Here is a 13,883-nt window from a genome sequence, read left to right on the forward strand (position 1 = left end):
AAAAAATCAGGTCTCCCTGATTTTTAGATTGATTCTGATTTTTCCAGTTTTTTTTCTTTGGCTTCTTTATGATTTTCATATAATTTCGCCAAGAACTTAGTAATTTCTTTTAGGATAGAATATGTTGGCACTGCTACAATCATTCCTATAACACCATAAATATTGCTAGAAAGTAAGAGAAGGACCAGAATGGTGATTGGATGAACCTTCATAACACCTCCAACGATACGAGGGTAGAGGATATTCCCATCCACCTGTTGGATAATCAGCATATAAATTACTGCAATGAGAACTCTGTGCGGATCAGTAAAGACATTGGCAATAATCATGGGAATCAGACCGATACTTGGTCCAACATAAGGAATCAGATTTGCCAAACCAGAAAAAATAGCAAAGACTAGAGCATATTTCAACCCTATCGTACTGTAACCAACATAGGCCAAACATCCGATAATAACAGCATCAATCGCAATCCCACTGATATAACGTGCGATAGTGGCGTTCAAATTCTTCAAGAGACTGGAGAAGTTTAATTTATCATGTTTTAGGACTGTTCGTTCCAACATCGGCAGGAATTTATGACCATCAAGCAAGAAATAAATCAAAAAGACTGGTGTCATAATGAGAATCAAAACAGTACTAAACAAGGCTGAAAGAACGCTGCCTAAACTATTGCTCACACTGTTGAGAATATTTTGTAAAATATCAACGTAAGATAAATTCAACTGTTGAATGGTTTTTTGAATATCAATATTTTGAAAGATTGGATTCATTGATAAATCATATATCAAATCTTGCAAGCGGCTATAGATATTCTGACTAGAAATAATCAAACTTGTCAACTGATTAATCAAAATCGGTAGCAAGTAGACTACCCCTACTACTATTGTACCAATCAAGGCACAAAGAGTGATGAGCACACCTATCAAACGATTGACTTTACATTTCTTTTCTAGAAATGTTACGATGGGATTTGTCAGGTAATAGAAAAATCCTCCGAGCAAAAATGGAATCATAATGGTATTAGCTACCATCACAAAAGGTGTGACAATCGCTCCCATCTCCCTCCAAAGGTAGAAAATAAGAGTTAATAGTAAAATTTCAGCTGTCCAAAAAAATAACTTGTTTCTACGGAACATAGGCGCCTCCTTCTTTCTATTTTACCATAATTCTTCAAAAAGATAAGATGGCTTTACTATAAAAACGAGAATATTTTTTCGCTTTGTGATAGAATAAAACTACTATGAAGAAAATAATTTTATCCTTACTAACTCTTATCATTTTTGGTACAGCCACTCCTACTGTATCCGCACAAGATTTTGATGTTGCTGCTAAACATGCCATTGCTGTTGAAGCAAACACTGGGAAAATTCTCTACGAAAAAGATGCTACTCAAGCTGTTGAAATTGCCTCTATCACCAAGATTCTCACGGTCTACCTAGTCTATGAAGCCTTGGAGCAAGGGACCATTAGCCTATCTACCCCAGTTGATATCTCCGACTATCCATACCAACTCACAACCAATTCTGAGGCTAGCAATGTTCCTATGGAAGCACGCAAGTATACAGTGGAACAATTATTGGAAGCAACTCTAGTATCAAGTGCCAATAGTGCAGCAATTGCTCTTGCTGAAAAAATTGCTGGTTCAGAGAAAGACTTCGTTGACAAGATGAGGGCGAAACTTCTTGAATGGGGCATCAAAGATGCTACTATTGTCAATACTACTGGACTTAATAACGAAACACTTGGAAATAATATCTATCCTGGTTCTAAAAAGGATGAGGAAAACAAGCTAAGCGCTTACGATGTGGCCATCATCGCTCGAAACCTCATCAGAGATTACCCTCAAGTTTTAGAAATCACCAAGAAATCTTCATCAACATTTGCTGGTATGGAAATTCACTCTACTAACTATATGTTGGAAGGGATGCCAGCATATCGAGGTGGAGTTGATGGGCTCAAAACTGGTACAACAGACAAGGCAGGTGCTTCTTTCGTTGGAACAACTACCGAAAAAGGTATGCGAATCATCACAGTTGTCTTAAACGCTGACCAGCAAAACAGTAATCCTTACGCTCGCTTTACTGCTACTTCTTCTCTTTTGGACTATATAACATCTAATTATGCTCTCAAAACAATTGTCCAGAAGGGAGAAGCCTACAAAGATAGCAAAGTTTCTGTACTTGATGGGAAGGAAGATACCGTAACTGCTGTTGCTAAATCTGATATCACTGTCATACAACGATTGGGAAGTCGAGCATCATCAAGCCTGCAGTTCACTCCAAAAACCAAGGCCGAGACAGCGCCACTAGAAGCTGAAACTGTTGTTGGTCATCTAACCTATGATGACCAAGATTTGGTTGGTCAAGGTTATCTCACTTCTGAAAAACCTTCTTTTGAAATGGTCGCTGAAAAGAAAGTAGAAAAAGCCTTCTTTTTAAAAGTTTGGTGGAATCAATTCATCCGCTTTATCAATGAAAAACTATAAAAAATCGCGATTCTTCGCGATTTTTTTATTTCATTTCTTTAAATGCTGCTTCCGCATCTGCATTGCTAATAGCTCCAAATTGGATTTTTCCGATTTTTCCTTGACTATCAATCAAGTATTCTGTCGGAATACTACGAATTTGGTAGGCTTGAAAAGTAGTTGCTTGGGTATCATATAGAACTGGTATATCCTTGTAGCCTTGTTCTTGGTACCATTTTGGAAACTCTTCAACTGTTTTTTCACCTTGTAGTCCTGGTGCAATGACACTCAAAATTTCAAAGTCTCGATCTTGTTTGGCAGCTAGTTCCATCAGCTCAGGCATGCTTTTTTTACATGGTCCACACCAAGAAGCCCAGAATTTCAAATAGACTTTTTTCCCTTTGTAGTCCGATAGTTTCACTTCTTTGCCATCCATGGACTGTAAGGTGAAGTCTGGTGCATCTTTACCCACTGCGATTTGTTGTACAGCAGGTTGTTTTGGACTGCTTGTCTGTTTGGTTTCTTTTTCACCACAGGCAATCAACAGAAATAGAGACATGAGGCTCAATCCCATAAAAATAACTTTTTTCATCTTTTTCTCCTTTTATCCAAGAATTCCTGACAAGGCATTTAACTGCCCTAGCATTAATAATAATCCCATCAAAATAATCAAGACTCCCCCGATTTTCTTTAGTAGGATCATATGGGGTTTTAATTTGCTAAAATAGGGCATGATCCATCCCGAAGCCAAGGCCAGAACAAGGAAAGGAAGTGCCATCCCTAATGTGTACACTAAGGTTAGTATAGCTCCTTGCCAAGCACCATTCCCTCCTGAAGCTGCAAGAGCCAAGACCGAACTTAAAACCGGTCCGATACAAGGAGTCCAACCAAAACTAAAGGTTATCCCAAGTAAAAAGGCTGACAGATAGTGATTTGACTTTGATTGTTTGAAGGTGACTGTTTTTTGAACTTCCAGTTTATTGAAATGCAAGATTTCCATCTGGTGAAGGCCCAAGAGGATAATGACCGTCCCCATAGCATAACGAAACCAGTCAGCATAGAGCATGTGCCCTAGGAATCCAGCTCCAAATCCCAAAATAAAGAAAATAAGGGAGATTCCAGCAATAAAGCACAAGGTCCGAATTAAGCCTGACCATGCAACGTCTCTTCCAAAAAAGCGAAAACTTTTTGAATTTCCCTGATCATCCAGTAAAATACCAGCATAGACAGGTAGCAAAGGGAAGATGCAAGGTGAAAAGAAAGACAGTATGCCAGCTAAAAAAACGGATACTAGAAATATAATCGACTCCAACAAATTACCTACTTTCACAAAATTCTAATCTTATTTTACTACAAAAGATAAAAATTGTGACAACTTTGCTACGCTTGTCTATTTTATCTAAACTTGAAACAAAAAAAAGGAGCTAAACTCCTTTCGTTTTAATACGTTCCTTCTTCACCTTGACTTGTCAAGATAACAGGACCGTCTTTTGTAATCACAAACTGGTGTTCATATTGACAAGATAGGCCCCCATCGATGGTTTTATGAGCCCAACCAGTCTTCATATCTGTATCGATTTCCCAGTCACCAGTATTGATCATGGGTTCAATGGTCAGCACCATTCCTTCACGGAGACGGAGTCCACGACCTGCTATACCGTAGTTAGGAACCATTGGCTCTTCGTGCATAGTTGGTCCAACACCATGACCAACCAAATCACGTACGACACCGTAACCGCGACTTTCAGCATATTCCTGAATTGCTGCACCGATATCACCGATACGATTGCCAGCAACTGCTTGCTCAATCCCTATATACATAGCTTCCTTGGTCACGTCCATCAAGTTTTTCACTTCTTCAGACGGTGTACCAACCGCATAAGCCCAACATGAGTCTGCTAAACCACCAGTATAGCTTTGGGTGTATTTTTTCATTTGCTCAACATTATTAAAGTTGAGTTTAGATACATTGAGGTCGGATTTGGCAATCGGACCACCCAGTACCATATCAACCTTGAGCAAGTCTCCATCTTTCAAAATGTAATGACGTGGAAAAGCATGAGCAACTTCGTCGTTGAGAGAGCAACAGGTAGCGTATGGGTAATCCATGACTGCGCCATCCACGCCAATCTGTAGAGGAAGGAAATTTTCCTCTTTACAACGTCGACGAACGTACTCTTCGACTTCCCACATATCCACGCCTGGCTTAATCAAATCACGTAAGCCGATATGGATACTTGCTAGGAAATCACCAGCCTTATCCATGGCTTCGATTTCACGTGCTGATTTTAAAGTTATCATTTTTTCTCCTAGATTCTAATTGATTTTAACTGTAACATTTGCTTTTGAAACAATCTGATGACCATGATAAATATCGTAATCAATAATAGCTGAGCGTCTTGTGTGATGTATAATACGAGCCTGAATTCTCAGAGTATCATCTATCTGCACAGCCTGCAAGAAGTAAATTAGCATCTGCTCAATGATGAGATTGCGTCTGCTATTTGCCACCAAATCCTGTGTCATATGAGTTAAAATTTCAGCAAGAACACCATTTGCCAAAACTCCGTTCTTCTCAAGCATAAAGGGCTCAACTGTAATCACAACTTCGTCGTGATGATAAGAGAGTTTCTGCCCAATTTGCTCTGAAAAAGTCGGCAAGGCTGAAACCTGAGAACGACTCATCTTATCCATGACATCTCGTCTTGTAATCACCCCGAGCAAAGTTTGATTGCTTCTCACGACTGGGACCATCTCAAAGTCTTCTGCTATCATCCGTTGACTGACGTTAGCTATATTCGTTGCTAAACCTGTTACGAAGATACTTCGCGTCATCACCTTGTCAATCGTTGTGCTGGGTGATTTATCCCCCGCATCTCGCATGGTAACAACCCCAACAACCACTTGATGTTGGTTAATGACTGGGAAACGACTACTTCTGTTCTTACGTACCAAGTCCAAATAGTCTTTCACTGTGTCCGTTTCTCTCAAAAAGCCATACTCATGGCTAGGACGATAGATTTTTTCAACTGTTAAAATGTCTGTCTTAATCTGCACATTTGACAAAGCTCTATTGATCATGGTCGCAACTGTAAAGGTATCATGCTTGCTTCGTAAAACAGGGATTCCTTTCTGATTAGCAAGTTCCAGTACATCCTCGTGCACATGAAAACCACCCGTCACCAGAACTGCATTTTCATTTTCCAGCGCCAAAAGCTGAATACGAGTACGGTCTCCGACGATTAACAAACCACCATCATTTAGATAGGACAAGATATTCTGCTCGGTCATAGCTCCGATTGAAAATTTGCTGAATTCCCTATCCAAACCTTCTTGACCAGCCAAAACTTCAGATGAGGTTACTTCTGCAATCTCTGCATAGGTCAGTTTTTCAATCGCCACTTTCTGAGATTTGACACGAATGGTTCCACTACGAGGTCGAGTTTCTACAATTCCTCGGTTTTCAGCTTCTTTAATGGCACGATAAGCCGTCCCGTCACTAACACCTAGGTGATTGGAAATGCTACGAACACTGACACGTTTTCCTATTGGTAGCTCTTCCAGATAACTTAAGATTTCTTGGTGTTTACTCACTGAATTCTCCTTTAACGTATCGAAATTCAAGGTAGTCTCTCATTTTTCGTGTATAGCGATCACTCCCCTTAAACTGTCGGAAGAGACTAAATCCCGATTTTAAGGCAACTTTCTGACTAGCTTGATTCTCCAGATGAGTGATGATGGATAATCGTTTTAAACCAAATTCTTCAAATGAAAGTTGACAAAGTTTGGTAACTACTTCTGTCATAAAGCCTTGAGACCAAGAATCCTTTTTTAAGAAGTAACCAATTTCTGCTTCTTTTTTGATTTCATCGATTTTTTCAAATTTAATAGAGCCAATCATTTCCTGATTTCCTTGGAGACAAATTGCCCAGACACCTAGAGGAGCCTTCATAAAATAGTTAGCAAGTGCATACTGACTTTCTTCCAAACTTGCTTGACTGGGAAAAATAAACTGCAAATTCTCAGGGTTTGAAGCAATCTCGAAAAACGCTTGACTGTCACTAAAAAAGAAAGGACGCAAATACAAGCGCTCCGTTTCAAAAAAAGAAAACATTGCTAATTTGGTCCAAATATTCATAATCACCTCAACGGCTTAGTCTTCGACGAGTGTAATATCTGCTCCAAGACTACGTAATTTTTCAATAATATCTGAGTAGCCCCGAAGGATAAACTCAATATTTGTAATTTCAGTCTGGCCTTGAGCCATCAATCCAGCAATCACAAGTGCAGCACCAGCTCGCAAGTCTGTAGCTTTCACCTTAGCACCATGTAGAACACGCCCACCAGTGTAGAAAATATGGTCATTTGTAGTCGCAATATCCGCATCCATTTTTGCTAATTCAAAGACATGATTGACACGTTTTTCATAAATGGTATCAATAATAGTTCCACGACCTTGAGCAGTTAGTAAAAGTGGTGTGATTGGTTGTTGCAAATCGGTTGCAAACCCAGGATAGGGAGCTGTTTTGATATTGATGGCCTTCAAATCAGATTGTTCTTCAACAAAGATACTATCCTCAGAGACTGTCATACGAACACCCATTTCCTCTAGTTTGGCGATAAAGCCTTCTAAGTGTTCATAGAGAACGTTGTTAATACGAATTCCTTTTCCTACCGCTGCAGCAAGTGAAATATAGGTTCCAGCTTCGATACGATCTGGGATTACTTGGTGACGAGTTCCATGAAGTTTCTCGACACCATCAATAATGATAATATCAGTCCCAGCACCACGAATATGGGCCCCCATGTTGTTCAAAAGGGTAGCAACATCGATAATTTCCGGTTCACGAGCCGCATTTTCAATGACAGTGCGTCCCTTAGCTTTAACTGCAGCAATCATAGTGTTAATCGTTGCACCAACACTGACGGTATCCATGTAGATACTTGCGCCGTGAAGTCCCTTGCCCTGGGCAGATAAATTCATATTATCTCCCTCATAGCTGACCTTAGCTCCCATGGCTTCAAAGGCTTTTAAGTGAAGGTCAATCGGACGAGGCCCCAGATCACATCCACCAGGAAGTCCAACTGTAGCTTCACCAAAGCGACCTAAAAGACTTCCGTAGAAATAATAAGAAGCACGAAGGCTATTAATCTTGCCATAAGGCATAGGAATATTTTGAACACCTCTTGGATCAATCTCCAAGACATCCTCATAACGCTTAACAGTCGCCCCCATAATTTCCATAATTTCTACAAGACTAGCAACGTCTGAAATATCTGGGACACAATCCAAAGTGACAATATCATCTGATAAGATAATAGCTGGAATAAGCGCTACAACACTATTTTTAGCACCGCTAATGGTGATCTCACCTTGCAATGGATGTCCACCATTGATGACAATTTTTCTCATGTTATACTCTTTCAAAATTTACTAAAAAGGTCTTTACATTCTATTATACCATAGTTCTCCTATTTTTCCCATTTCTGTTTAATAAAATTCTCCCTCTTTTTATCTTCTAAAATAGAAAAAAGACCCATCATACAAGCACAAAAGCTTGGTATGATAGGCTTTAAAATGTTAGATTAACGTACTGTACGGATACGCATTGTGTTTGTACGGACAGCTTCTCCAAGCGGTACACCTGCAACGATAACAATATCATCACCAGATTCTACCAAACCTTGCTCAACTGCAATTCTTTCAGCGAGATCAAACATATCATCAGTGTTTGATGGGCGATCAGTTGTTACTGGAATAACTCCCCAGTTCAACATCAAACCACGCTGAGTCAATTCATCGAAAGTGATTGCCAAGATATCAGCATCTGGACGGTATTTAGAAATTAAACGAGCAGTGTGACCTGTCTTAGTAAGAGTAACCACCAACTTGATATTCATAGAGTTTGTCGCATCCTTAACAGCTGAAGCCATAACCTCAGTCTTAGAATTACGTGACAAGTTAACAGATGACAAGCGACCGTATTCTTTTAAAAGAGTTTGAGCATTTTTGTCAATAGTTGCCATCGTAGTAACTGACTCAAGTGGATATTTACCATTTGCAGACTCACCTGAAAGCATTGTAGCGTCAGTTCCGTCGATAACAGCGTTAAATACGTCTGATACTTCTGAACGAGTCGCACGTGGTTTTTCAGTCATTGTTTCAAGCATGTTTGTTGCTGTGATAGCGACTTTACCAGCTGCATTTACTTTTGTGATGATCATTTTTTGGTAAACTGGGACCATTTCGAATGGTACTTCGATACCCATGTCACCACGAGCAATCATGATACCGTCAGCAGCTTCAATGATTTCATCCAAGTTGTCGATACCTTGTTGGTTTTCGATTTTAGCGAACAATTGAACGTGACCATTACCAGTTTCTTCACAGATTGCACGAACTTCGTTTACGTCTTTTGCAGTACGTACGAATGAGATCGCGATGAAGTTAATACCTTGCTCAAGACCGAAACGGATATCATCGTTATCACGTTCAGCAAGTGCTGGGAAAGGAATTTTAGTGTTAGGGATGTTTACACCTTTTTGTTTAGCGATAATTCCGTCGTTTTCAACTTCAACTTCAAATTCACGAGTTGCATCGTCTTTAGCAACAACTCGAAGACCAAGCTTACCATCGTCAACCAATACTTGACGACCAACTTCAACATCGTCGTAGATGTCAAGAGCACCCGCAACGTTCAAAGCAATCACTTCACGAGTTGATTTGATTCCTTGTTTAGTTGCAACACGGATTTTTTCACCAGTTTTGTAAGAGTACTCTTTTGCGTCACCTTCAAACAATTCTGTACGGATTTCAGGTCCTTTAGTATCAAGAAGGAAACCAACTTTTTTACCTGCAAGTTTTTCAGCAAGTTTAACAGTTGCCATACGCTCACCTTGTTCTTGGTGGTCACCGTGTGAGAAGTTGAAGCGGAAAGTGTTTGCTCCTGCTTCAATCAATTTCGCAATATTTTGAGCTGAAGCTTCAACGTCAAGTTTTTCTCCCCAGTATCCGTCATCACCGAATTTTTTACCACCACGGATTTCTACCGCAGGACCCAAAGTTGCAACGATTTTTACACGTTTGTTCATGATTTTGTGACTCCTTTATATAATTCGACCTTCTGGTCATTTTACTAGATTTATGAAAGTTGATTAGGACAAGCTCTTGTTCAAGCTAGATAGTTCAAGATCAGCTTTGTGCGGGTTGTTCACCACGATCTTACCATCTTCAGTCAAGCTAAACAAAGCTCCCTCTTCTGCTGTTCCAAGAATTGGATTTTCAACCATTTTCTCATTACGAATACCAACAGCGACACCACCGATTCCTTGTTTGAGGAGTTTAACAGCATGTGCTCCCAAGCGTGACGCCAAGACGCGGTCACGCGCAGTTGGTGAACCACCACGTTGGATGTGACCAAGTTCAGTTACACGAAGGTCACTAGTGTCTCCAGCTTCTTTTAGTTTTTGACCAAATTCAGCTGCTGACATAACACCTTCCGCCAAGACAATGATGTTGTGTTTCTTACCGTGTTCATAACCAGCTTTGATGCTAGCTACGATTTCTTCCATGTTGAAGCCTTCTTCAGGAATAATGATTTCATCGGCACCAGTAGCAATACCTGCCCAAAGCGCGATATCACCAGCGTTACGTCCCATTACTTCTACAACGAAAGTACGACGGTGACTTGATGATGTATCACGAATCTTATCAATCGCATCCATTGCAGTAGTAACTGCAGTATCAAATCCAATTGTGAAATCAGTACCTACGATGTCATTATCAATTGTGCCCGGCAGACCGATAGCTGGGAATCCATGCTCAGTCAAGCGCATAGCTCCGTGATAAGAACCGTCACCACCGATTACAACGACACCTTCGATCCCGTGTTTTTTCAACTGCTCAATCCCTTTAAGTTGACCTTCAAGTTGTGCAAACTCAGGGTAACGAGCAGAGTGAAGGAAAGTACCACCACGTGAAATGATGTCTCCAACTGAAGCAGCATCAAGTGGATAGATTTCACCGGCAACCATCCCTGCGTATCCATCATAGATACCAAAGACTTCCATTCCTTCTGAGATTGCTTGACGAACTACTGCACGGATGGCAGCGTTCATACCAGGGGCGTCTCCACCGCTAGTCAAAACAGCAATACGTTTCATTTGGTTTTGCTCCTTTTTCTTTTAACATTCTTATTGATTATACCACATTTCATTTGAAAATTCTTCTATTTTTTGTATTTTTAGCGATAAATCGTTTTCATAGCAATTCCCTCTAATTTTTCCTGTAAAGCAGGGTCTTTTTTTACAAAATGACGGGAGGAAACAATTGTTTTTTCTTCCTCTACATACCTGATAATAACAGGAATAGGGCCTTTATATTGTTCCAAGATATTTGAAATCTCTTTATCGTATTCATGATTTTTAAGTTGAATCCAGAATCGTTCAGCGACTGCTTCTTTCAAATCTTGTGCAATCATTTGCAGACGACCATCTCGAGATTGAACCTTGCCATTGATGTAGTAGAATTTCCCTTCGGATAAAATGGAAGCGAATTTTCGATATTGGTCTGAAAATACAGTTACATCCAGCCTAGACTTACTATCATGAACCTGTAGAAAGGCCATACTCTCGCCTTTCTTGGTTCGAATCACTTTAATCTTTTGAACTTCAACTAGGAGAGTGGCTTGAGCTCCCTCGGTTAGATTAGTGATTGGCGTCGTCGGATATAGGGCTTGTTTGGCAAGAGTTTGGAGAGGATGGGCACTAATACCTACCCCAATCAGTTCCTGCTCCTTGTAAAATTTCTCTGCTTCAGTAAAATCATCCGTCTCAGTCCAGCTATAGCTTGCATCTGCAAAGAGGCCACCCAACTCCTCAACAAAAACAAACAAATTGGGCAGATTCACTAGGATTTTCTGGCGATTCTTGTCAAATTCATCAAAAAGCCCCAATTCAAACAAAGGAGTCAAAAGCGATAGTTTCTTGTAATTCTTAGGAAGACGTGTGACGAAATCTTCAATGCTTGAGAAGGGACGATTTTCGATAATCCAGTAAGACAAATCTCTCGGTAGTCCCTTAATGGCTTTTAGACCAAGATAGATTTTCTTCTGGGCAATCTTATCATGATAGGGAATACTGTTGATTGCTAAAGGCGCTACTTCAAAGCCTATCTGCAATGCATCTACAATGTAATCACTGCTAGAATAATTCAACATGACTTGGAAGAAAATAGCAGGATAGTGCGTCTTGAAATAGGCAAGCTGGAAAGCCAGGGCTGAGTAGGCATAAGCGTGGGATCGGTTAAATCCATAGCCTGCAAACTTTTCCATCACTGCAAAAACTTGATTGGCCTTTTCTTCTGTATGCCCCAATTTCATAGCTCCTGTGATAAAATCTTCCTTCATCAAATGCATTTCTTTAGCATTTTTCTTACCCATGGCTCGTCTGAGGATATCGGCTTTGCCAAGGCTGAAACCTCCAAAGCGCTGAGCCACCTGCATGACTTGCTCTTGATAGAGCATGATACCGTAGGTTGTTGACAGAATGTCCTCTAAGGCAGGATCTAGTACCGTCACCTTTTCTTTGCCGTGCTTTCGAGCGACAAAGTTATCAATATAATCGCTAGCACCAGGTCTGTTTAGAGAGGTCGTTGCTACTACCTCTTCAAAGACTTGCGGCTGAACTCGTTTCAAGAGTCGAATGGCGCCAGGTTGTTCAAATTGGAAAATCCCCTTGGTATTTCCAGAAGCAAAAAGGGCCAGAGTTTCTTTGTCTTCCAGATCAATCTCTTCGATTTTCAGATGAATACCTTCTGACTCAGCTAGCAATTTCTGCATTTTTTGTACGAAAGTCAGGTTACGCAAACCGAGGAAATCCATTTTTAGAAGTCCATTAGCTTCAACTGCATGAGCATCATACTGGGTGATGAGCATATCCTCACCATATTTTAGAGGAATATAGTCCGTCAAGTCTTGGTCACTCATAACTACTCCGGCTGCATGAATAGAGGTCTGACGAGGATAACCTTCAATCTTTCGAGCAATCTCAAAAGCTTTTTGGTATTCAATCTTGCTATTGATGACCTGTCTAAATTGCAAATTCTTTTCATAGGCCGTCGTTAGCGTATCTCGGAAACTGATTTTTTTCGTAATATTTGTTAATTCGTACTCTGGAACGCCATAGCGTTTGAAAACATCACGAATTGCCTGTTTTGCTCCAAAGGTCGAATAAGTGACAATTTGCGCCACGTGTTGACTGCCATACCGATCACGAACATAACGAATGAACTCTGGTCTATAAAGGTCTGGAATGTCAATGTCAATATCGGGCATAGTGTATCGCTCACGATTTAAAAAGCGCTCGAAAATTAAATTCTTCTCAACTGGATCAATTCCTGTGATGTCAAGTGAATAGGCCACCAAACTACCCACAGCAGAACCACGTCCCATTCCCATATAGTAGCCTTGGGAACGTCCAAAACGCAACAAATCCCAAACAACCAGGAAATAGTCATCAAAGCCCATATCATGAATCACAGCTAATTCTTCATTCAAGCGCTCACGATAGATAGCTGAGGTTAGCCCCTTGTCACTCAAGCCTTGCTCGGCTCTCTCTCTAAGTTCTTCTACCGCTGGTCTTTCAGGATTAAAGCGTGGGAGTTTTAAACTTGGATCAAGTTGATAGCTAACATTCTCTATCAAGCCTTGGAGATTGGCAAACGCCTGAGGAAAGCGATTTTTAAATCTAGCTTCTATTTCTGAGGCTGGTAGAAAAATCCCTTGTTGTGAATGCACATCCACTTCTCGCAGACTAACATTATCCTTGATTGCCGATAAGATTTGCAAAACCTGCATGTCTTCTTTTTCAAAGGAGTTAACCTGATAGAGGGGAATAATGGGTCTGGCAAAGACTTCTTGGGGAGTATTGGGACTAACCCCAATAAAATAATCATGACCCAAATCCAGCTGATCGATTCCATCAAAATAAGGAACAATAACGGCAACGTCCTCAAGGTGGCTGGTAAAGTCAGACCAATTTTTTCGTCCAGTCATTTTTAAAGTGGATAACTTCATCAACTCTTGGTAACCTTTAGTAGATAGAGCAAGAAAACGGAAAGAAATCGCCTTCTCGTCTATACTCAAGGTCATTTCAAGACCAATTAAAGATTGGATTCCATATTTTCGAGTCACTTCTAAAAAGTGATAGGCTCCATAAAGATTATCCACATCCATGATAGCAAGGTGAGAATAGCCATAATCTTTAGCTGTATGTACATATTTTTCAATAGAAACCACACTTTCCATAAAACTATAAACAGTCTTGGTGTCGAGCTGTGCAATCATTTCATCTCCTCCTTGCTTTAGATATAGTACTATTATACCATTTTAAAAACTAGAATGAAAAGGTAGAAGAC

11 protein-coding genes are annotated in these 13,883 nt (G+C 40.3%); 1 reads left to right on the top strand and 10 read right to left on the bottom strand.

Annotation, left to right across the window (positions count from 1 at the left end; translation table 11 throughout):
• Window positions 1-23: 23 nt before the first annotated feature.
• Window positions 24-1,139, bottom strand: coding sequence for an AI-2E family transporter (locus tag GOM47_RS05725; RefSeq protein ID WP_235080135.1), 1,116 nt, complete (start codon window positions 1,137-1,139; stop codon window positions 24-26).
• A gap of 104 nt (window positions 1,140-1,243) precedes the next feature.
• Here GOM47_RS05725 and pbp3 point away from each other — a divergent pair, with 104 nt between their 5' ends.
• Window positions 1,244-2,488 (top strand): D-alanyl-D-alanine carboxypeptidase PBP3, encoded by a 1,245-nt coding sequence (gene pbp3 / locus GOM47_RS05730; RefSeq protein ID WP_235080136.1) that lies wholly within the window; start codon window positions 1,244-1,246, stop codon window positions 2,486-2,488.
• Between the two features lie 25 nt (window positions 2,489-2,513).
• Here pbp3 and sdbB read toward each other — a convergent pair whose 3' ends face one another.
• From sdbB to GOM47_RS05775, 9 genes are all read right to left on the bottom strand, one after another.
• Complete coding sequence (gene sdbB / locus GOM47_RS05735) at window positions 2,514-3,059, bottom strand: thiol-disulfide oxidoreductase-associated lipoprotein SdbB (protein WP_235080137.1); 546 nt, start codon at window positions 3,057-3,059, stop codon at window positions 2,514-2,516.
• Between the two features lie 12 nt (window positions 3,060-3,071).
• Entirely contained in the window at window positions 3,072-3,779 is a 708-nt protein-coding gene (ccdA2, locus tag GOM47_RS05740) for a thiol-disulfide oxidoreductase-associated membrane protein CcdA2 (protein ID WP_235080138.1), read from the bottom strand.
• A gap of 128 nt (window positions 3,780-3,907) precedes the next feature.
• A complete protein-coding gene (locus GOM47_RS05745) occupies window positions 3,908-4,768 on the bottom strand; it encodes a methionyl aminopeptidase (RefSeq protein WP_235080139.1) in 861 nt (286 codons plus the stop codon).
• 15 nt (window positions 4,769-4,783) lie between these two features.
• The gene (gene spxR / locus GOM47_RS05750; protein WP_235080140.1) at window positions 4,784-6,061 is read right to left on the bottom strand and encodes a CBS-HotDog domain-containing transcription factor SpxR; all 1,278 of its coding nucleotides are present in this window, start codon (window positions 6,059-6,061) and stop codon (window positions 4,784-4,786) included.
• Complete coding sequence (locus GOM47_RS05755) at window positions 6,054-6,605, bottom strand: GNAT family N-acetyltransferase (RefSeq protein ID WP_235080141.1); 552 nt, start codon at window positions 6,603-6,605, stop codon at window positions 6,054-6,056. The genes spxR and GOM47_RS05755 overlap by 8 nt, the downstream gene beginning before the upstream one ends.
• A 15-nt stretch (window positions 6,606-6,620) precedes the next feature.
• Window positions 6,621-7,880, bottom strand: coding sequence for a UDP-N-acetylglucosamine 1-carboxyvinyltransferase (locus GOM47_RS05760; protein ID WP_235080142.1), 1,260 nt, complete (start codon window positions 7,878-7,880; stop codon window positions 6,621-6,623).
• A 173-nt stretch (window positions 7,881-8,053) separates the two neighbouring features.
• Window positions 8,054-9,559: a pyruvate kinase gene (pyk, locus tag GOM47_RS05765; protein WP_235080143.1), complete on the bottom strand. Its 1,506-nt coding sequence runs from the start codon at window positions 9,557-9,559 to the stop codon at window positions 8,054-8,056.
• Window positions 9,560-9,622: 63 nt separating this feature from the next.
• Window positions 9,623-10,630 carry a 6-phosphofructokinase gene (gene pfkA / locus GOM47_RS05770; protein WP_173258503.1) on the bottom strand — a complete coding sequence of 336 codons (1,008 nt, stop codon included), beginning with the start codon at window positions 10,628-10,630 and terminating at the stop codon, window positions 9,623-9,625.
• Window positions 10,631-10,710: 80 nt separating this feature from the next.
• Window positions 10,711-13,812 (bottom strand): DNA polymerase III subunit alpha, encoded by a 3,102-nt coding sequence (locus tag GOM47_RS05775; protein ID WP_235080144.1) that lies wholly within the window; start codon window positions 13,810-13,812, stop codon window positions 10,711-10,713.
• Window positions 13,813-13,883 lie beyond the last annotated feature (71 nt).

The sequence above is a fragment of the Streptococcus oralis genome, from assembly GCF_021497945.1.
In the GTDB taxonomy this organism is placed as follows: Bacteria; Bacillota; Bacilli; order Lactobacillales; family Streptococcaceae; genus Streptococcus; species Streptococcus oralis_BR.